Here is a 20,459-nt window from a genome sequence, read left to right on the forward strand (position 1 = left end):
TCTTAATGCATTTTTAATGCGCTCGCTTATTTAAACGCTTGGCGATAATCTTTGCGATAATACCGCTTTTCCTTTTTGCGCACAATCGCGCTTTTGATATGACAACTTCCACGCCGCCGCTTATTCTTGGTTCATCGTCCAAATACCGTCAAGAATTATTGACGCGTTTGCATTTGCCTTTTGTTGTTGTGAGTCCGAATATTGACGAAACACCTCAAGAGAATGAAACGCCGACAGATACCGCCTTGCGTTTAGCACTTGAAAAGGCGCGCGATATTGCGAAACTGCATCCTGATGCACTGATTATTGGTGCGGATCAAGTGGCGACGGTGGATGGCGTGCAGCTGGGCAAGGCAGGTAATCATGCCAATGCGCTCAAACAGCTACAAATGATGCGTGGTAAAACGGTGCAATTTCACAGTGCGCTGTGCCTGTTTGATGCTCGCCGACAGACTTATGATTTGCGCGACATCGTGACACTTGCAACGGTACGTGATTTGAGCGATGAAGAGTTGTCCAATTATTTGCATATTGAACAGCCGTATGATTGCGCGGGTAGTGCAAAAGTTGAGGGGCTGGGAATTAGTATTTTAGAAAAAGTGGAGTCCGACGACCCAACGGCTTTGATAGGTCTTCCATTAATCGCATTAACCGATATGTTGCGCGCTGCAGGCGTGGTCTTTTATAGGGCTGAGGCATAACATGGCTAAGTTTGGTACTTTATATTTGATTCCAAATACTTTGGGTTCGCATGACACCCTGTCTGCGGTTTTGCCGATTGAAGTTCAGCGCATTGCGGCGAGTTGTCGGCATTTTGTGGTTGAAAACTCTAAGGTGGCGCGTCAATTTCTTAAAGCCGTGGGGATTTCAACGCCGCTGCAAGAGGTGTCTATGGCTGAATTAAATGTCAACACCCCCGATGCGGACATTAAGGCGTTGCTGACCCCTTTATTGGCAGGGCAAAATGTCGGCTTGATTTCTGATGCGGGCTGTCCTGCTGTGGCCGACCCAGGGGCAAGGCTGGTGGCTGTCGCGCATGCAGCGGGTATTTCGGTTCAGCCATTAGTTGGTCCATCCTCCATTTTATTGGCTTTGATGGGCAGTGGCTTAAATGGGCAAAAATTTGCCTTTCATGGTTATTTGCCCATTGACGTTGCGCAACGCCAAACAGAGTTAAAAAAATTAGAGCAAGAGTCCCGTATCGCTCAACAAACTCAAATGTTCATCGAAACCCCTTATCGCAACATGCAATTGCTTGAGGCTTTGTGTAAAACATTAAATCCGCAGACCAAATTATGTGTGGCTGCCGACTTGACCTTGCCGAGCCAATTCATTTGTATGCAGAGCATTGAGCAGTGGCGTAAACAGAATCAAAATAAAACCTTACCCGATTTGCATAAACGACCGACACTGTTTTTATTTTTGGCATGAGTTGTTTGTAACGCCTTGTTTAATTTAAAAATTTTTTAAGCGGTTCAAAAAATAAATTTTCATCTATATAAATTTATTTTCATTAAAATCCTGTTTTTCTGCCAATTACTCCCGCAATTCCTGCGCATTTTTGCCGTAATCTTGCGCCAAGTTCAAAAAATGATTTGAACGGTTATAGATGTTTTAATTGTTTATTCAATTCGCACAGGAGCATAAAAAATGGAACGTAAAGTTAAAATGATGGTTGCGGGTCTTGCCGCTGTTGTTGGCTTGGGCATGGCAGGTTTGGCCGTGGCCAAGGATGATGGTCATGGCATGATGGGTCACAAAGGCATGAAAATGGGTGGCCCGATGGGTGAGGCGGCTGTGGCGGCGTGCGCGAACCAAGCGGAAGGTGCAAACGTCATGCTAGAGCATCCAAATTGGGGTAAGATCGACGCGGTATGTACCAAAACACCAGATGGCAAAATCGCGGCGATGCCTGCCAAAATGGTTGAGCACATGAAAGCAGCACAAGCGGCTTGTAGCGGTAAGAAAGAAGGCGATAAAGTGACAATCGCCAGCCCGATGGAACAGGGTAAGATGGTTGAAGCGACTTGCAAAAAACATGGTGATGTTTTGGCTGCACACCCAGCACATAAAGGCAAAATGGGACATCATGGCGATATGATGCCGCCACCAGCACAATAATTAAACGAATCGTTCTTCACGTTTTGTTGAAATTTTTTGCTGACATGAGGGGGCGCGCTTGATGCTGCAAATGAGGAGCGGCTCCTTAAAAAATCAGCAACTAAAAAACACCCGACTTGTACGGGTGTTTTTTTATACGGTGACGGATGGGCACGCATTCAATCTTCAGTGAAGATTAAATGCTTCAGCTTTTTGTGCGTGTTTAAGCCAGTTGCTCACATAGCGACGCATCACCTCAGGGGCGTTGCGAATGAACAGCGTGTTTTCGGCATTTTTGCTTGAAGCCGTGACCGTGAAGTTGTATGAGCCTGTAATGAGCGTGGCGTTGTCGGTGTTGGGGTCTATTAGAATGATTTTGTTGTGGGCGTTTGTGTAAGCTGTTTCCAGTTTGACAGGAATGCCTGCTTGTACCAAAGCCACCGCATCCGAACCTTTTGCGGTTTGCATGCGTTCTGCATCCAGTAAAACCCGAACATTGACTTTGCGACGATGAGCCGTGATGAGCGCGTTCGTGATTGTATTGTCGGTGAGTAAATACGCCTGCACTAAAATTTGCTTTTGTGCCGAATTTAAATGTCGAACAATGGCCTGTTGAACGTCATCGTCTGGACTAAAAAGCACCGAAATATTCGGCGCAGTTTGGGCACGGCTGATCTGTGTTGTTTTGGCTGGCTCAACGGTTGTCTTGGCTTGAAGGGGTGGCGTCGTTAGACAGACCGTCCCCATTAAGATAGTCAACACCCGTCCGAATAATTTTCCGCTGCTCATTTAGGCAATGCGCTTCAGGCAGGCCGCAAAAAAACCATCGGTGTGATGCAGGTGTGGCAACAGTTGTAACATGCCATCCGTTACCGCGCCTTCGGGCAAGCTGATGTTTTGCACCGCTAAAGCCTCATTGACATCCACTAAAGCATAATTTGGGTGCGCCGCTAAAAACGCTTTCACCACGTCTTGATTTTCAGTGGGTAAAACGCTGCATGTGGCATACACAACCGTGCCACCAATTTTAACGAGTTTGGCGGCGCTGTTTAAAATATTGGTCTGGATGTTTGATAGACGGGCAACGCTGTCCACGCCGTGACGCCACTTTAAATCAGGATTGCGGCGCAACGTGCCCAAACCACTGCAAGGCGCATCGATAAAAACACGGTCAAGCTTGCCGTATAACCGTTTCACACGCACATCGGTTTCTGAGTCAATCGCCACCGCTTGTACATTTGACAAGCCGCTGCGAGCCAAGCGCGGCTTGAGTTTTGCCAAGCGGTGAGCCGCCGTGTCAAACGCGTACAAACGGCCAGAATTGCGCATCATTGCACCAATGGCTAAAGTTTTTCCACCTGCGCCCGCACAAAAATCCGCAACCATTTCGCCCCGTTTCGCGCCCAATAAATGGGTCAACAATTGACTGCCTTCGTCCTGCACTTCAATTGCGCCGCTGGTGAATATATCGGTTTTTTGTAAAGCAGGTTTACCATTTAAGCGCAGACCGAGGGGCGCAAGTGCACAGGGGGTGCTCTCTAGCTCTGCATGTTGAAGCGCAACTTGTACGGCTTCGCGAGATGATTTGATGGTGTTGACGCGAATATCGAGAGGAGCCGAGGTATTCAACGCTTCGGCCAGAGGTAAAGCGGCTTCGCCGTAGGCGGCGGTTAATTGCGCCAACCACTCGTCGCTCATGTTGCTGCGTACCGCCACAGGCAAGGCACTGATGTCTACGCTTGAAACTTGCGATAGCCATGTCCATTCATCTTCAGCGATTGCCGCTTGCAATGCGGTTTCGGTTGTACATGAACGAGCCGCCAATAAAACCAGTCGTCGTTCTAAAGTGCCGCCCCCGCTTTGTGCGAGATGCGACAACACCCGTTTTTGACGCAGCACGGTGTAAATCGTTTCGGCGACAATGTGGCGGTCGCGAGCGCCCAGCTCACGATGTTCGCGTAAATGACGAGAGACCAGTTTATCGGCAGCCATGTCGAACTTTAGGATGTCAAGCAACAAGACTTGAGCACTCCACAGACACTGCGCCAAGCGGTCGCCTTGAGGGCTTGAAGCCTCGATGCGCACCACAGTCGGTGACAATCCCGCTTGCGCGCGTGTTGAGCGTGGTTTTTTTGTCGTTGCGTCGCTGATTTCACCACGCGCCGCGTTCAAGGCCGCTTGTCGGGCTGCTAAAGCGGCTGCGCTGACCGAAACACCATCGGCGCGGATGTGTAAACCACCTGCGGCCACACGGGCTTGTGCTGCTTTTTCTGCAAGTTCTTGAGCCAAGCGTTCTTTTTTGCTGGGTTTTTTGCTATAGCTTTTTTTCTTGCTGATTTTAGTATCGTCACTGCTGTTCATGAGTGTCTTTCAATGTTAAATGGTGTCGCTGATGTAAAGCTGTGTGCGCACATCGCGGACACGAATACCGTTATCGTTCCAATCAATCAGCCCGTTCACCCACCAGTCCAATACCTGCGGGTAAATCAAATGTTCCGTGGCTAACACGCGCTGGGCTAACGAGTGTTCGTCGTCATCCGCGAGTACGGGAACAGCGGATTGCAGCACAATTGGCCCGTGGTCAAGTTCGGCGGTTACACCGTGCACCGTCGCACCGTGTACTTTAACGCCTGCCGTCAACGCCGCCGCGTGTGTGTGTAAACCTTTGAAATTGGGCAAAATCGAAGGGTGAATATTAAACATGCGCTTGGCATAGTGTGTTGTAAATGCAGGGGTCAAGATGCGCATGAATCCTGCTAAAAAAACCACATCAGGTGCGAACTCATCAATGATGTGTTGCAATTGTGCATCAAACGCCTCGCGGTCGGCGAAGTCTTGGTGTTGAACCACGCGAGTAGCGATGCCTTGTTCTTGCGCAAACACCAAACCTTGAGCATCGGCTTTGTTGCTAATAACAGCAGCCACGCGCGCAATATTTTGGGCTTCCCAATTATTGTTTTGAACATGTCGCACCAGTGCACGCATATTGCTACCGCCGCCTGAAATAAGGATGACAATATTTTTCATAGGGCATGTGAATGCGCGTCAAGGCGCATTTAAACTGTAAAGCGCCATTGTAACAAGAAAGTGGGTGATGTCATTCAAAACCATGATCGCTGAAAATAGATAAAAAAGTATCAAACATCGTTAATAATGTGTAGAATTTTTGCAATGCAACATCGAAACATCGATTCGTTTGGTACAAAAGCGACACAATGTTCACACAACCCCTTTATTTTTTTATAACAGCATGTTTAAATGAAACGGTCGTTCGCTTGAGGGTGTTGGATAATGACCAATAAATGATGGACTCAAGCGTTGCACTTAATTTTAATAACCAGACCTTAGGAGACTATACGATGAAGAAAACCCTTATTGCCTTAGGGCTTTTAGGCGCATATGGTGCGGTACACGCAGAATCAAGTGTCACTTTATACGGTAACATTAATGTGGCCGTGACTAAAAAAGGTGATGCAGGCGTCACTTTAAAAGCGCAAGAATATCGTTATGCCAGCCACATTGGTGTGACAGGTAAAGAAGATTTGGGCAACGGTTATTCTGCTATTTTCAAATTAGAGGGTGAGCTGGAGCCAGACACAGGCTCGGGTGTCTATGGTGCTGACAAGAAAACTTTTGGTTTTAACCGCCATTCGTATATTGGTTTAGTAACCCCATTTGGTGCTTTCCGTTTCGGTCGTTCAACCACGCCATTTGTTAATATGTGGATAGGCGGTGGCTTTGGTGAAGGTCGTGGCATTGGCGAGTTTACAGGCGGTTTGGCTGGTACGGGTCTACGTACCACTCAGCCAGAAGTCGGTGCGCGTTGGAACAATGCGCTGTTTTATGATGTGAAAAAAGGCGGTTTTGCGGCTGGTTTTGCAGTAACGACAAAGGGGTCTGAATCGATCGTCCCAACGACGGTGGGTGCGTCATCTGTGGTGACGAGCGTTGATAATGAAGGTGCATCGGGGACGAAATCAGCTTATGGTGGATATGCTCGCTATGAAGGTAAAGCGGGTATGTGGGGCTATAAAGTAGGTGCTGCTTATCAAGTTGATAATGGCTCGACATATTCTGGTTATGTTTCACCTGCACTGGTTGGTGCCAATCTGAAAAATGCGCCTGCTGAAGCTAAAAATGCGTGGATTGTGGCCAGTGGCTTGAGTTATGGTGCTGCTAAATTTGATATTGGCTATGCAAAAGCGAAAATCGATAATACGGACATCACAAACGCGAACCTGCTAAGAGGCAAGAGCAAAACGCTATTTGCGAGCTTGGGCTATGATTTGAGCGCTCGCGACCATGTGTATTTTTCGTATGGTAAGTACAAACGCAACAATGACTATACATTCGCAACGGGTCGCACAGGGGTGAACATCACCAGTGTGGGCGAAGTTTCAGGCGAACAATACAGTGCGGGCTATGAGCACCAATTGAGCAAGCGTACAGTGGTTTATGCAAACATTCGTAAGGTCACAAACGTGACCAATAGCTGTAGCGCAAACCTCTTAGGCTCATCTTTGTCTGAATCATCACCTTATTACAAACCAACTTGCGGTGCAGTCAAGGATCGCGTACAAGCACTACTTGATGTCGAGAAAGGTTGGTCTTACGATGTGGGTGTCTCTCATAAATTTTAATCAATCGTTAATGCTTTGATGCTTAAGCCCTCGTGAGTTTTTAAACACGAGGGCTTTTGTTATGTGCCACAGTGGAGTGTATGTTTTTGCCACCTGCGGCATAAGCGGTCTAACACGAGAGATGATAAAATCAGCACTTTCAAATATTTTTAAAGTAAATCATTATGTTAGAACTGACGCACACTTTATCCGTAAACCCTCCGAATCAACCCGTTCTAAGCATAGACTCATTGTGGTCGGGCCTGCTCTTGCGCATTTTAGAACCCATGCGCTTTACTGTCGGCTTAGATGGCGCGGATATTTTGGAGCGAAGTGAGTCGCGTTATCGTCGCGCTCTGCACTTTGGTGAGCATGTGGTGCATGATGTGGTCAATGTGAATCATAATAAATCCGTCGAGTTTGTTACGGATGCGACCGAAAAATCGCCTTCTGGGCGGTTGTTGATTGAAATTGAAAATCGCAATCCAGACGAGTTGCGGTTGAAGTTTTTTTACACGACCCAGTTTCCAGAGCCTTCAAATGATGAGGAGCGCGCTTTACTTGAAATGATAAAAAATGCGTATATGGCGGCGGATATGGACATGATTCGCATCATTAGAGAATATGCTGAGATGACCAAGCACTAATTTTGTCTTTTCTTGTTTTTTGCTATGCTGATTGTGTCAGTCGTTGCCATGTGGCGTAGAATACTTGAAAACAAATAACTTACAAGGAGAAAGCCATCATGGCGCGCCCCATCAATGAACAATTCCGTCAAGCTGCACTTGATTATCATGAGTTTCCGCGTCCCGGCAAAATTTCTGTTGAGCCGACTAAAAACATGACCAACCAGCATGATCTCGCTTTGGCGTATTCCCCAGGCGTGGCGGCGGCATGTGAAGAAATTGTGGCCAATCCTGCCAATGCGGTACGTTATACAGCGCGAGGCAATTTGGTTGGTGTGGTGACGAATGGCACGGCTGTACTTGGTTTGGGTAATATTGGTCCTTTAGCAAGTAAGCCCGTGATGGAAGGCAAGGGCGTTTTATTCAAAAAATTTGCGGGCATTGATGTCTTTGACATCGAGCTAAATGAGCCAGACCCTGATAAATTGGTCGACATCATTGCCGCGCTCGAGCCGACTTTTGGCGGCATTAACTTAGAGGACATCAAAGCACCAGATTGTTTTTATGTCGAGCGCAAGTTACGTGAGCGCATGAGCATCCCTGTGTTTCATGATGACCAACATGGCACGGCCATTGTGGTGGGAGCGGGCATTAAAAATGGTTTGGATGTCGTTGGTAAAGACCTCACCAAAGTCAAGTTGGTGACTTCGGGTGCAGGTGCGGCCGCACTGGCGTGTTTGGATTTGCTGGTCGATTTGGGGATGCCTTTAGAAAACATTTGGGTCACGGATATTGAAGGCGTCGTCTATAAAGGCCGCACGACGCTGATGGATGAGGATAAAGCGCGTTTTGCACAAGAGACCGAGTTGCGCACTTTGGCCGAAGTTATTGAAGGTGCGGATGTGTTTCTTGGCCTGTCGGCGGCGGGCGTTTTGAAACAAGAAATGGTGCTGAAGATGGCGGACAATCCGCTTGTTTTTGCGCTGGCCAATCCAACGCCTGAAATTTTGCCAGAGCTGGTTAAAGAGGTTCGCCCCGACGCCATTATCGCGACAGGGCGCACCGATTACCCGAACCAAGTGAACAACGTATTGTGTTTCCCGTTTATTTTCCGAGGTGCATTGGATGTCGGCGCGCGGACGATTACGCGTGAAATGGAAGTCGCCGCGGTTAAAGCTGTGGCGGATTTGGCGAAACAAGAGCAGTCCGATGTAGTCGCCTCGGCGTATGGCATTCAAAATTTGAGCTTCGGTCCAGAATATTTAATTCCCAAACCATTTGACCCGCGTTTGATTGTCAAAATTGCCCCAGCCGTGGCTCAAGCCGCGATGGATTCTGGCGTAGCGACGCGTCCAATTGCTGACATGGCGGCCTATGCTGAATCGTTGCAGCAGTTTGTGTATCACAGCGGCACATTCATGAAGCCCGTGTTTGCTTTGGCAAAACGCAATACCAAGGAACACGGAACTCGCGTTGTCTTTGCTGAAGGCGAAGATGAGCGTGTCTTGCGTGCGGTGCAAGTTGTTGTTGATGAAAAAATTGCAAAGCCGATTTTGGTGGGACGTCCGAAAGTGGTCGAGGAGCGTTTAGAACGTTTTGGTTTGCGTTTAAAAATGGGCGAAGATTTTCAAATCATCAACCCTGATTTTGATGAGCGCTATCACGGTTACTGGCAAGCGTATCTCGCGCTGACCGAACGTCAAGGCGTGACTAAAAATGTTGCTCGTCTTGAAATGCGCCGAAGAGGTTCGCTCATTGGCAACATGATGGTGCGCATGGGCGACGCCGATGCGATGATTTGCGGCACCAATGGCATGAACGATACCAATATGAAATACATTGACCAAGTGATTGGGCATAAAGACGGTGCGACGGTGTACGCCGCCATGAATGGATTAATGCTACCAGGCCGCCAAGTGTTCTTGGTCGACACGCATGTGAATTATGACCCCACCGCAGAGCAGTTGGCCGAAATCACTGTACTTGCGGCGCAAGAGATGCACCGCTTGGGTTTTGTGCCGCGTGTGGCACTGCTGTCGCATTCAAACTTTGGGACGAGTGATTCGCCATCTGCGCTTAAAATGCGCGCAACTTACAATATTTTGCGGAAAATTGCGCCGAACTTAGAGGTTGATGGTGAAATGCACGGTGATGTGGCTTTGGATGTCGTGATGCGCAAGGAGATTATGCCGAATTCAACGCTTAAAGGTGAGGCCAACTTATTGGTATTGCCCAACATTGATGCGGCCAATATTGCTTATAATTTGCTCAAAACGGCGGCAGGTCGTAATGTGGCTGTGGGGCCGATTCTACTGGGCGCAAATAAACCTGTTCACGTACTCACGTCATCGACGACCGTGCGCCGAATTGTGAATATGGCCGCGTTATCAGTGGTGCAAGCTAATTTTGGCAGTGTTCAAGCCGATTAAAAAGTGAAAGAAATGATGATGAAGCGCATTCAAAATGGGCGTTTAATGTTAAGTTGTGTGCTGGTGTCGAGCATATTGGGCATGTTGAGTGCGTGCACGCAGCAAGCCAAGCCTGAGCCCGCACATTCGAGTCTCTCGCCGAATGCCGCTGGACTGACTCAAAACTCACCGCCTAAAGAGACCAAAAGCAGCAATGCGTCATCAGCAGAAGGTTTTGCCTATATTGATGTGCGTGCATTACCCAAAGAAGCGCAAACCGTGATTGGACAAATTAAAGCGCGCGCCTCTTTTCCTTACCAACAAGATGGGCAGGTGTTTGGCAATCGTGAACGCATTTTGCCCGCTCAGCCTCGTGGTTACTACCACGAATACACAGTGCCGACGCCAGGCGCAAACAACCGAGGAGCGCGGCGCATCGTTGCAGGAGGTGGTTCAACGGGAGATGTGGCGACGGGTGGAGAGTATTACTACACCGCCGACCATTATCGTAGTTTCATGCGGGTGAAAGAATAATAAAGAGGGGGTGGCTATGACCGACCGTTTAAACGTGCTGTGGACTGATGTCGCAGGCAAGATGAGTGACATCACGCCAGATCAGCTGGGTACTTATTTGACACTATGTGTCGATGAGCTGGGCAGTGATGTGACTGTGCTGGATTTGCGTAAGCTGCAAGGACAGCCAGAAGTCATGCACACTTTGGCGCAACGCCTACAATTCCCATCATACTTTGGTGGTAATTTAGATGCCTTGTTTGACGTGGTCAGCGAACGTGTGACTCAGCCCGCTGATTCACACACCGCTCCGCCGCAGACATGGTTGTTTAAAAGCAGCGTTGCGCAAGAAAAAATGCTATTTCCTGTGGCGGACACCTTACGAGATGCCCTCGCGGGAGCCACGGGCGTTGCAGTAACCGTGCTGTGGCTCGTTTATGCTTAATGGCTATTTAAGGCGGATATAGCAGCCAGTGTTTGTCTTTTTGTTACAAAGTGGAACTTTTTTAGAATGATGTTGTCATGGATACTGCATGCTCAACAATAATTTTAAATTTTAAAGAGACTGCTTATGAACAATCAACGCCTGCCTTCCTATTACACCGCCAGCCTTGGGCATGACACTTATTATCCAGAGTTGAGCCAACATGTGCATGTTGACGTCGCTATTATTGGTGGAGGCTTCACTGGCCTGAATACCGCACTTGAACTGGCTGAACAAGGTAAGAAAGTTGCCTTAATTGAATCAAAAAAAATTGGCTGGGGGCAGTCAGGACGCAACGGCGGGCAAGTTACGGGCAGTTTGTCGGGGGAAGGTGCCATGCGCCGACAATTGCAAAAAAGGATGTCGCCCGCTGAGGCTGATGACTTTATTTGGTTTTTGCGTTGGCATGGACACGATGTGATTCAAAATCGCGTGCGTCGATATGGCATTGATTGCGACTTAAAATATGGTCACCTGCACACCGCTTATAAACGCAGCCATCTCAAAGAATTACAAGCAGAATATGAATTGGCTCAACAACGCGGTTTACACGATGCGGTGCAATTGATTGAGCATAAAGACATGGGGGCTTTCATTAACACCCCGCTTTATTTTGGTGGTTTGTACAACAAGAAAAACATGCACTTGCATCCACTTAAACTATGCGTCGGTGAAGCCAAAGCGCTTGAACAATTGGGTGGTCTGATATTTGAACACACCAAGGCCGAGCGCATCATTCACGGCAAGCAGCCCCAAATTCACACCGCCAAAGGCAAAATCACTGCCGAACACATCATGATTGCGGGGGATGTCTATCACAAATTGGAGCAACATAAATTAGGCGGCTTGATTTTCCCTGCTGCTGGCGGCATTGTGACCACTGCCCCGTTGGGGGCGCTGGCGTATGATATTTTACCCAAAGATGTTGCGGTATATGATTGTCGCTTTGTGTTGGACTACTATCGGCTTACTGCGGATGGACGGCTTTTGTTTGGCGGTGGTGCCAACTATTCGGGCAAAGAGTCTCGCGATATTGCCGCCGAATTGCGCCCCCACATTGAACGCACCTTTCCACAGCTCAAAGGCATAGACATCGAGCATCAGTGGAGCTGCAATATGGGTATTGTCATCAATCGCGTGCCTCAGTTGGGTAAACTCTCTGAGAATGTGTGGTATGCGCAAGGATATTCGGGGCATGGCGTGGCGACTTCTCATGTGGTCGGCGAAGTCATGGCAAAAGCCATTTCAGGGCAGATGGATAGGTTTAATACGTTTAATCAGTTTAAACACATCAAAGTACCATTGGGTGATTGGTTGGGTAACCAGATGCTTGCTTTGGGTATGCACTATTATTTGTTTATGGAACGGTTTCATTAAAAACCATACCGACCGAGGTTTAAATAAAAAGCATCCTAATGGATGCTTTTTGTACAATAACAGTCGTTAAGTATGAAAAGTCGTTAGGTAGACCTTAAATACTTAATTTCAACTCAATTAAAAAACTCTTTCACCTTATCAAACCACGACTTGCTTTGAGGGCTGTGTTTGTCGCCATTTTTTTTAAGGCTTTCATCTAATTGGCGCACCAAGTCTTTTTGTTCGCTGGTTAATTTAACGGGCACTTCAACGGTGACGTGCACATATAAATCACCGATGGTCGAAGCGGAGCGAACATGAGGCATGCCCTTGCCACGCAAACGGAATGTTTGTCCTGTTTGAGTGCCCTCGGGAATGTTCATTGATGCGCCGCCATGCAAGGTTGGTACTTCAATTTCACCACCAATGGCGGCTGTGGCAAAAGATAAGGGTACGGTGCAGTGCAAGTCTGTGCCATCACGCTCAAATACAGCATGCCGCTTGATGTGAACCTCTACAAACAAGTCGCCCGCAGGGCCGCCATTTAAACCAGGTTCGCCGCTGCCCGCGTTGCGGATGCGCATGCCGTCTTCGATGCCCGCTGGAATATTGACTTCCAATGTCTTATTGGATTTGATTTTGCCTTGACCGCCGCATGGTTTGCAGGGTTTCGGGTTGTGTTGACCCGTGCCGTGACACGTTGGGCAGGTTTGTTGCACAGAGAAAAAACCTTGCGACATGCGCACTTGACCTTGACCTTGGCAAGTGGGGCAGGTTTCAGGTTTGCTGCCTGCTTCAGCACCAGAACCGTGACACGTTTCGCAATTATCCCAGCTCGGTACTCGAATTTGTGTGGCTTTGCCTTTGGCCGCGTCTTCCAAAGAAATTTCCATGGTGTAGCGTAAGTCGGAACCACGATAGACCTGAGGCCCACGCTGTCCACCACGTCCACCCATGCCGCCGAAAATGTCACCAAAAATATCGCCGAAGGCATCGCCAAATGGATGTCCGCCGCCAAAGCCACCGCCGCCCATGCCATTGGGGTCAACGCCCGCGTGACCGTATTGGTCATACGCCGCGCGTTTTTCTGGGTCGGATAGCATCTCGTATGCTTCTTTGACCTCTTTAAATTTTTCTTCCGCTTCAGGCTGCCCTTGATTGCGATCGGGGTGGTATTTCATCGCTAATTTGCGATAAGCCTTTTTGATGTCGTCATCCGACGCGTTACGTGCAACGTCTAGGACATCGTAAAAATCTCTTTTTGCCATGGGTTTCTCTTGAAATGTGTCGAAAAATGAACTTTTGGTTCTTTAAAATAGGGTTTTGTGCCAATGCAAGGTTTTTACAACGTATCGTCCTTGCCGCACAACTCAGTAGACAGAGAATGGGGGCGACTTTTTAAATTTCAACAGCACGCGGTGTTTATTGTCAGCACATGTATGAGCGCACGCGACAAGGTGCTGCTGTTTGGGTGGACGAGGCAATTTTTAGTGTTGCACCGTGTTGAGTGGGGCGCCGCTCTTATCTTGTACCAAAATCCATGGGCGAACCACCACCGTCCACAGAACCGCCTGACGATGATACCAGTCGGCGGCTTGATTGTCAGATACAGCGGTAAACAGACCGCTGTCCATCCATTGTTTAATGCGCTTCGCGTCGTCAATGCCGATGGCGTACGCCACATCGACTAAATCCAGCTCGGGCGCGACCACATGGACGAGGCCTTGGGCGAAAAATCGTTGTAAGTCTGTCCAAGCCATTTCGGCTGTTTCAAGATTCAGCTTGGCGTGCAACAGTTCAAGTTCTTCTGGGAGTAAATCAGGATTGGGCATAAGGTTTGTCGAATGAAATGTATGTTCAAATGGTTGTGTATACCACGCGTCCAGCCGCTAAGGTGGTGCATACTTGTACGGGCAATTCTAAGCCAAGGTAAGGGGTGTTCGCATGGTGTCCACGCACAGTGGTGGCATCAAGGACTTGGTGAGCCTCGTCGTCAAACACAACGATGTCCGCCACAGTGCCTGCCGTCCAAGTGGGGGATTTCAGACCAAGAATCGGATACGCTCGACTGACCGCCGCGGCCAAGGTGTGTGAAATATCCACATGCTCTTCCGTCGCCAATTGTGCCAGCAGTGAAATCAGCCATTGTGTGCCAACTGAGCCTGCTTGTGATTGGCCAACGGGCAGTTGTTTGGCATCAAAGTCAACGGCAACGTGGTCCGACACCACCGCATCAATCGTGCCATCCAGCACCCCCGCGCGCAAAGCACTGCGGTCGCTGCTGCTTCTTAAGGGCGGGTTGAATACGTATTGGTTATTAAAGTAGCCCATGTCGGTATCCACCAAATGCAAATGGTGCATGTTCACGTCGCAAGTGATGTTTAATCCTTGAGTTTTGGCGTGACGAATCAGCTCAACCGCACGCGCTGAAGAAATACGGGCAATGTGTACCTTGGGTGCTTGCGCCCCCATGCTGTATAGCAATTCAAACAGTGTTTGTAACGCCACCGTCTCGGCGGTAACAGGCACACCTGCCAGCCCCAAACGCGATGCGTAAGCCCCACTTGCTGCAAAGCCGCCACCCAAGTAAAAATCAGTTGCGCGCAGCCAAACAGGTAGTTTAAAGCTGGCGGCGTATGACAGTGCGCGTTGTAAAATTTGCGTGTTTTGGATGGGCTCATCCGCTTGAGTGAACGCAAAACAACCATGTTCAGCCAGCGTCATCAGCTCGGCCAACTGTTCGCCGTTCAGTCCTTGTGTGAGCGCACCCAAGACATGCACCTGAGCCAAGCCCAAGGCCGCACTTTTATTGCATAACACGTCAATCAGTACAGGCTCATCTAAAATGGGGTCGCCATCAGGTAGGCAAGCCACATGGGCGACGCCTCCCGCCACCGCTGCTGACAACACGTCGTGCATGACATCGCGACGATTGCCACCTTTTTCGGTGAGACGCACCGCCAAATCAGCCAGTGCAAAACTGGCTTTTCGGCCGCCAGCATCTAGGGTTGTGGGTGTTGTGAAATGTTCGGGGGCTTGATTGATGCCAACGATGGTGTCGCCACTGATGTAAATGTCGCTGGTCGTGCTGTCGGTGTGCGTTGCATGAACGAGTCGCGCATTGCGAATAATAATGTTGGAACTCATGCCGCGTGTCCTCCTGACAAAATGGCCATCACCGCCATGCGCACAGCAATGCCAAAACTCACTTGTGGCAAAATCACGGCTTGTGAACTGTCCGCTACTTCTGAAGCGATTTCGACCCCGCGGTTAATTGGGCCAGGATGCATCACAATTGCATCTTGAGCCGCGTGCGCCAGCTTGTCGAGGGTCAGCCCGTAGTGTTTAAAATACTCCGCTTCACTGGGCAATAATGCGCCATGCATACGCTCTTTTTGTAAACGCAACATGATGACCACATCGACATCTTTTAAGCCTGCGGCCATGTCGTGATACACATGCACGCCCATTTCACGTAAGCCGCTTGGCAATAAGGTTTGAGGGCCAATCACGCGCACTTCTGGAACGCCTAATGTGGTCAACGCGTGAATGTCGGAACGCGCGACGCGAGAGTGCAACACATCCCCGACAATCGCCACGCGCAGTTGAGTGAAGTCTTTTTTATAGTGGCGGATGGTGTACATATCAAGCAAGCCTTGGGTCGGATGTGCATGTCGACCATCGCCTGCATTGACGATATGAATGTCTTTTTTGCCCAGCTTGTTCAGGTGTTCAGCCATCAGGTACGGCGCACCGCTTTGGTTGTGGCGCACCACGAACATATCGGCGTGCATCGCCGCCAGATTATCCATTGTATCGAGCAGGGTTTCGCCTTTGCTGGTTGAGGAGGTCTGCATGTCCAAATTCACCACATCAGCGGACAAGCGTTTGGCTGCAATTTCAAAAGTCGTTCGAGTGCGAGTTGAGTTTTCAAAGAAAATATTAAAAACGGATTTGCCTCGTAACAAAGGCACTTTTTTGACATCGTGGTTGTTCAGCGATAAAAACGACTCGGCCGTGTTGAGGATGTGCATCAACATCTCTCGTGACAGCCCTTCGAGTGTCAATAAATGCTGCAAACGGCCATCAGACGTGAGCTGAGGATTGCGGGCGTTGCGCAGGCTCGCCCATGGTACGGCGGGCGGGGTGTAAGTTGAGTTGCTCATACGTTCACCTCCGCTGGGTGAGTTTCAACTTCTTCAACAACCTCACGGCGCGGTACTCGGAAGCAAAATCGGTTTGACGCATCACGTTCAAGCACCAATTTATAGGCGGCATCAAACTCCGTCTGCCCGCCCACAAACTGAGCAGCCACGGGCAGTTCACGACCACCGCGGTCAAATAACACCGCCAAATCAACCTGCGCAGGACGACCAAAGTCAAAAATTTCATTTAAAGCCGCACGCACGCTGCGACCACTATTCAAAATGTCATCACACAAAATCACGTCTCGGCCATTTAAATCAATCGCAACATCGGTGGTTTTAACGTTTGTACTGATACCTTTGGTCGCAAAATCATCCCGATAAAAAGAAATGTCAATCGTGCCTAAAGGCTCGCTTATGCCTAAGTCCGCATGTAAACGCTCTGCCAGCCATGCGCCCCCTCGATGGATGCCAATAAAAATTGGAGTTTGTACACACGTCGCCATGTGCGCACGCAAGTGCGCGAGCAGCTGAATGTATAAATGCTCAGCATCAGGGATGACGCTGGTGGGGGTCGTAAACACGGGTAAGGTCATATTGAATCCATAAAAAATCGATTGAATGACGATGCACATCATTAACAATCGACATTTTATCGTAATTTGCGGGGTGGATAATCGACTTTGTTGGATGGTCGAACGAAAGACAAGAACTGCATAAGTTGAGTTGAGCGATTAAGCATTGAGGACATCATAGAAAAGTAATATCTTTAATAAAAAAGCACCCAATTACTTAGGGTGCTTTTGGTTAGCCAAAGCGGCGGCTCAATGAATGGCGTTATTTTGTAAAAAATACTTTAGTCAATAACTTGACCGTCAATAAAACAACAGCTCCCGCGATGAAGCCGACACCTAAATTAAGGGCTGTTTCAGTAAGAAAATGACTCATGCCACTCATGTTGGCTGTCATGTTTTGGACGAAGTGATGCAAAAATGGTAAGCCGTGCGCAATGATGCCGCCGCCAACCATAAACATTGCTGCAGTACCAACGACGGTTAGAGTTTGCATCAATCTTGGCGCGAACCACAATAAAAAAGCCCCTGTTTTGCGAGAAGCCGCATTTTTAATGCCTTTAAGTGAGGACAGATAAAATCCAACATCATCCATTTTGACAATGCCTGCCACCAGCCCGTATACCCCCACCGTCATAATAACGGCGATGGCAGATAAGACCGCGAGCTGATTGACAAAAGGTTCAGCAGCCACAGTGCCCAATGTAATCACAATGATTTCAGCGGATAAAACAAAATCGGTACGAATCGCACCTTTGATTTTATCTTTCTCAAACTGAACCATATCGACGTCTTCGTTTTCAATCGCTTTAATCAGTTCATCATGATGAGCGTCATCTTCGTGCTTGCTGTGCAAAAGCTTGTGTGCAACTTTTTCAAAACCTTCAAAGCACAAATAAGCACCGCCAACCATCAATAAAGCCGTCAGCACCCACGCGGGTGCAAATGCGCTCAAGGCCAACGCCAAAGGTACTAAAATGAGTTTGTTGACAAATGAACCTTTGGCCACCGCCCAAACAACGGGCAGCTCGCGCTCGGCATTGACTCCAGCCACTTGCTGTGCATTCAATGCCAAATCATCACCCAAAACGCCCGATGTTTTTGTCGCTGCAACTTTAGTCATCGCGCCCACATCGTCCATAATCGTTACGATGTCGTCTAATAGTGCCAGTAAGCTTCCGCTAGCCATAATTGTCCTTAAAATTACATAAATATGGCTGATTTTATCATAGCCCTTTCGTTTCTCGCTCGGTTTAAAAAAACAAAAAGAGTTAAGTTTGTTAAGTGAAGGTGAAGTGATATTGGTCAGCTTCTTGTAATAAGTATCAAATAAATTTTAGATTCTTCGTTGAGTTGACAACCGAATGCGTTTTGAAGCATTATGGACATAGGGCATTTGCCCTTTTTCTGAATGGAGTTTATACATGAAGACAGTTCTCACCCCAAAACATGGATTTGCGGCTTTATTGGCGAGCATGGCTTTGGTGAGTACCAACACCTTTGCGGCCACCTTTGCGGATGCAGATAAAGATGGTGATGGTGCTTTGACATTGTCAGAACTTAAAGCAGCAGGCATGGACGAGTATGCCGCCAATTTTAAAAATTTAGACACAGATAAAGACGGCAAAATTTCCAAAGCTGAATTTAAAGCCAATAGATAAAAAGAACAACATATAAAGCGCGATATGCGCCTAATTTTGATACAAAAACCCTGCACATCCATGATTTGCAGGGTTTTTGTATGCTCGCGCCAGCAAACACATGCCTCAAAATAGTTCGAATCCTGTAAACTGGCGAAGTATTGCGCGATAATCGTCATGCGCAAAAATATTATTCAATTTTTAAAGTAATTCATGAGCAAAACCCTCAAAATCACCGCGCGTATTGAATCCGCCGAGCGAACACGTCAACCGTTGCGTGGACGTAACCGCAATAATCAAAGTGCCACACCTGTTCGCCCCGCGAAGACCGAAACACAAGCACCACGCCGCGAATACGGCGACCGTCCGAAGCGAGACTTTGGCGACGCACCTGCCCGTAGTTTTAATGACAAACCGCGCCGTGATTTTGGAGATAAGCCACGCGGCAACTTTGGTGACCGCAGCGAGCGTGCACCCAGACGCGAGGGTGAACGTGACACTCCTCGCCGCGAATACGGCGACCGTCCGAAGCGCGACTTTGGCGACAAACCGCGCCGTGATTTTGGCGATAAGCCACGCGGCAACTTTGGTGACCGCAGTGAGCGCGCGCCCAGACGCGAGGGTGAACGTGACGCACCACGCCGCGAGTATGGCGACCGTCCGAAGCGCGACTTTGGCGACAAACCGCGCCGCGATTTTGGAGATAAGCCACGCGGCAACTTTGGTGACCGCAGTGAGCGCGCGCCCAGACGCGAGGGTGAACGTGATGCACCGCGTCGTGAATACGGCGACCGTCCGAAGCGCGACTTTGGCGACAAACCGCGCCGTGATTTTGGAGATAAGCCACACGGCAACTTTGGTGAACGCAGCGAGCGCGCGCCCAGACGCGAGGGTGAACGTGATGCACCTCGCCGCGAATACGGTGACCGTCCGAAGCGTGACTTTGGCGACAAACCGCGCCGCGATTTTGGAGATAAGCCACGCGGCAACTTTGGTGACCGCAGCGAGCGTGCACCCAGACGCGAGGGTGAACGTGACACACCTCGCCGCGAATATGGCGACCGTCCGAAGCGTGACTTTGGCGACAAACCGCGCCGTGATTTTGGAGATAAGCCACGCGGTAACTTTGGTGAGCGCAGCGAACGTGCCCCCCGCCGAGAGGTTGAGGTTGTGTTGCGAGAACCTTCGGCTTACGCGGCTTCTCGTGGTCGTGAGCCGCGAGCGACCGACCGTGATCCGAATGCAGGCATTCGGTTGTCAAAGTATTTGACTGAAACAGGCGTGTGCTCTCGCCGAGAGGCGGATCATTACATTGAAAAAGGCTGGGTCACGGTCAATGGCAAACGTGCTGTTTTAGGGCAACGAATCGTACCAACCGATCATATTCAGTTGGCGCGTCAATTGACGACTGCGCAAGAAAAACGCATGACCATTTTAATTCACAAACCTGTTGGTTACGTCTCGGGTCAAGCCGAAGATGGGTATAGCCCAGCGGTGAATTTAATTGAGCCGAGCACGCGTTGGGAGGGCGACGACACGCCACATGAATTGGAAAATATCCATGTGCGGGGCATGGCGCCCGCGGGGCGTTTGGACATTGACTCCACAGGGTTGTTGGTGTTGACGCAAGATGGTCGCATCGCAAAAGCGTTGATTGGCGATAAAAGTGAAATTGATAAAGAATATCTCGTGCGCGTTGAGGGCGACTTGGATGACGAGGGCTTGGCGTTGTTGAATCACGGTTTAGAGTTGGACGGCGTGCCTTTGCGTCCCGCTCAGGTGACGTGGCAAAACAAAGACCAATTGCGTTTCATCTTAACCGAAGGTAAAAAACGACAAATTCGCCGCATGTGTGAACTGGTTGGCTTGCATGTGGTCGGTTTGAAGCGCATCCGTATTGGCAAAGTTACTTTAGGTGATTTGCCTTTGGGACAGTGGCGTTATCTCCGCGAAGACGAGACATTCTAAATGTGTGAGTGATTTTTAAATTTAAACA

Annotated in this window: 20 protein-coding genes; 11 read left to right on the forward strand and 9 right to left on the reverse strand. The window is 49.0% G+C overall.

Annotated elements, in window-relative coordinates; translation table 11 throughout:
* Positions 1-98: 98 nt before the first annotated feature.
* The 3 genes from DFR44_RS06825 (at position 99) to DFR44_RS06835 (ending at position 2,121) form a co-directional block, all read left to right on the forward strand.
* Positions 99-701, forward strand: a complete 603-nt coding sequence (locus DFR44_RS06825; protein WP_133620429.1) for a Maf family nucleotide pyrophosphatase — start codon at positions 99-101, stop codon at positions 699-701.
* 1 nt (position 702) lies between these two features.
* Entirely contained in the window at positions 703-1,431 is a 729-nt protein-coding gene (locus DFR44_RS06830) for an SAM-dependent methyltransferase (protein WP_133620432.1), read from the forward strand.
* A 219-nt stretch (positions 1,432-1,650) separates the two neighbouring features.
* Positions 1,651-2,121 (forward strand): hypothetical protein, encoded by a 471-nt coding sequence (locus DFR44_RS06835; protein ID WP_133620433.1) that lies wholly within the window; start codon positions 1,651-1,653, stop codon positions 2,119-2,121.
* 165 nt (positions 2,122-2,286) lie between these two features.
* On the opposite strand, the gene DFR44_RS06840 is transcribed toward DFR44_RS06835, so the two are convergent.
* From DFR44_RS06840 to purN, 3 genes are read right to left on the reverse strand one after another with little or no spacing between them, the layout of a single operon-like run.
* A complete protein-coding gene (locus tag DFR44_RS06840) occupies positions 2,287-2,889 on the reverse strand; it encodes a phospholipase D family nuclease (RefSeq protein ID WP_133620436.1) in 603 nt (200 codons plus the stop codon).
* On the reverse strand, positions 2,890-4,461 hold the full coding sequence (locus tag DFR44_RS06845; protein WP_133620438.1) for an RsmB/NOP family class I SAM-dependent RNA methyltransferase: 1,572 nt from the start codon (positions 4,459-4,461) through the stop codon (positions 2,890-2,892).
* 15 nt (positions 4,462-4,476) lie between these two features.
* Positions 4,477-5,127: a phosphoribosylglycinamide formyltransferase gene (gene purN, locus DFR44_RS06850; protein WP_133620440.1), complete on the reverse strand. Its 651-nt coding sequence runs from the start codon at positions 5,125-5,127 to the stop codon at positions 4,477-4,479.
* Positions 5,128-5,459: 332 nt separating this feature from the next.
* Between purN and DFR44_RS06855 the strand changes: the two genes are divergently transcribed.
* The 6 genes from DFR44_RS06855 (at position 5,460) to DFR44_RS06880 (ending at position 12,127) form a co-directional block, all read left to right on the forward strand.
* On the forward strand, positions 5,460-6,740 hold the full coding sequence (locus DFR44_RS06855; RefSeq protein ID WP_162845193.1) for a porin: 1,281 nt from the start codon (positions 5,460-5,462) through the stop codon (positions 6,738-6,740).
* A gap of 164 nt (positions 6,741-6,904) precedes the next feature.
* Complete coding sequence (locus tag DFR44_RS06860; RefSeq protein WP_133620444.1) at positions 6,905-7,366, forward strand: AtaL-like protein; 462 nt, start codon at positions 6,905-6,907, stop codon at positions 7,364-7,366.
* 98 nt (positions 7,367-7,464) lie between these two features.
* A complete protein-coding gene (locus DFR44_RS06865) occupies positions 7,465-9,774 on the forward strand; it encodes an NADP-dependent malic enzyme (protein WP_133620446.1) in 2,310 nt (769 codons plus the stop codon).
* Positions 9,775-9,792: 18 nt separating this feature from the next.
* A complete protein-coding gene (locus tag DFR44_RS06870; protein WP_246012074.1) occupies positions 9,793-10,287 on the forward strand; it encodes a guanyl-specific ribonuclease in 495 nt (164 codons plus the stop codon).
* A gap of 16 nt (positions 10,288-10,303) precedes the next feature.
* A complete protein-coding gene (locus DFR44_RS06875; RefSeq protein ID WP_133620448.1) occupies positions 10,304-10,711 on the forward strand; it encodes a barstar family protein in 408 nt (135 codons plus the stop codon).
* Between the two features lie 126 nt (positions 10,712-10,837).
* Positions 10,838-12,127 (forward strand): NAD(P)/FAD-dependent oxidoreductase, encoded by a 1,290-nt coding sequence (locus DFR44_RS06880; protein WP_133620449.1) that lies wholly within the window; start codon positions 10,838-10,840, stop codon positions 12,125-12,127.
* A 113-nt stretch (positions 12,128-12,240) separates the two neighbouring features.
* Here DFR44_RS06880 and dnaJ read toward each other — a convergent pair whose 3' ends face one another.
* The 6 genes from dnaJ to DFR44_RS06910 form a co-directional block, all read right to left on the reverse strand.
* Positions 12,241-13,374: a molecular chaperone DnaJ gene (gene dnaJ / locus DFR44_RS06885; protein WP_133620479.1), complete on the reverse strand. Its 1,134-nt coding sequence runs from the start codon at positions 13,372-13,374 to the stop codon at positions 12,241-12,243.
* A 219-nt stretch (positions 13,375-13,593) separates the two neighbouring features.
* A complete protein-coding gene (locus tag DFR44_RS06890) occupies positions 13,594-13,938 on the reverse strand; it encodes a DUF2288 domain-containing protein (protein ID WP_133620480.1) in 345 nt (114 codons plus the stop codon).
* A gap of 25 nt (positions 13,939-13,963) precedes the next feature.
* Positions 13,964-15,253, reverse strand: coding sequence for a dihydroorotase (locus tag DFR44_RS06895; RefSeq protein WP_133620481.1), 1,290 nt, complete (start codon positions 15,251-15,253; stop codon positions 13,964-13,966).
* Positions 15,250-16,272, reverse strand: coding sequence for an aspartate carbamoyltransferase catalytic subunit (locus tag DFR44_RS06900; RefSeq protein ID WP_133620482.1), 1,023 nt, complete (start codon positions 16,270-16,272; stop codon positions 15,250-15,252). The genes DFR44_RS06895 and DFR44_RS06900 overlap by 4 nt, the downstream gene beginning before the upstream one ends.
* Complete coding sequence (pyrR, locus tag DFR44_RS06905) at positions 16,269-16,847, reverse strand: bifunctional pyr operon transcriptional regulator/uracil phosphoribosyltransferase PyrR (protein ID WP_133620483.1); 579 nt, start codon at positions 16,845-16,847, stop codon at positions 16,269-16,271. Before pyrR ends, DFR44_RS06900 begins: the two co-directional genes overlap by 4 nt.
* A 241-nt stretch (positions 16,848-17,088) precedes the next feature.
* Positions 17,089-18,012 (reverse strand): DUF808 domain-containing protein, encoded by a 924-nt coding sequence (locus DFR44_RS06910; protein ID WP_133620484.1) that lies wholly within the window; start codon positions 18,010-18,012, stop codon positions 17,089-17,091.
* 235 nt (positions 18,013-18,247) lie between these two features.
* Here DFR44_RS06910 and DFR44_RS06915 point away from each other — a divergent pair, with 235 nt between their 5' ends.
* Together DFR44_RS06915 and DFR44_RS06920 are read left to right on the forward strand one after the other, a co-directional pair.
* Positions 18,248-18,484: an EF-hand domain-containing protein gene (locus DFR44_RS06915; RefSeq protein WP_211336916.1), complete on the forward strand. Its 237-nt coding sequence runs from the start codon at positions 18,248-18,250 to the stop codon at positions 18,482-18,484.
* Between the two features lie 192 nt (positions 18,485-18,676).
* Positions 18,677-20,431: a pseudouridine synthase gene (locus DFR44_RS06920; protein ID WP_133620485.1), complete on the forward strand. Its 1,755-nt coding sequence runs from the start codon at positions 18,677-18,679 to the stop codon at positions 20,429-20,431.
* The last annotated feature ends 28 nt before the right edge of the window (positions 20,432-20,459 follow it).

The organism is Hydromonas duriensis (genome assembly GCF_004363775.1).
GTDB lineage: Bacteria > Pseudomonadota > Gammaproteobacteria > Burkholderiales > Burkholderiaceae > Hydromonas > Hydromonas duriensis.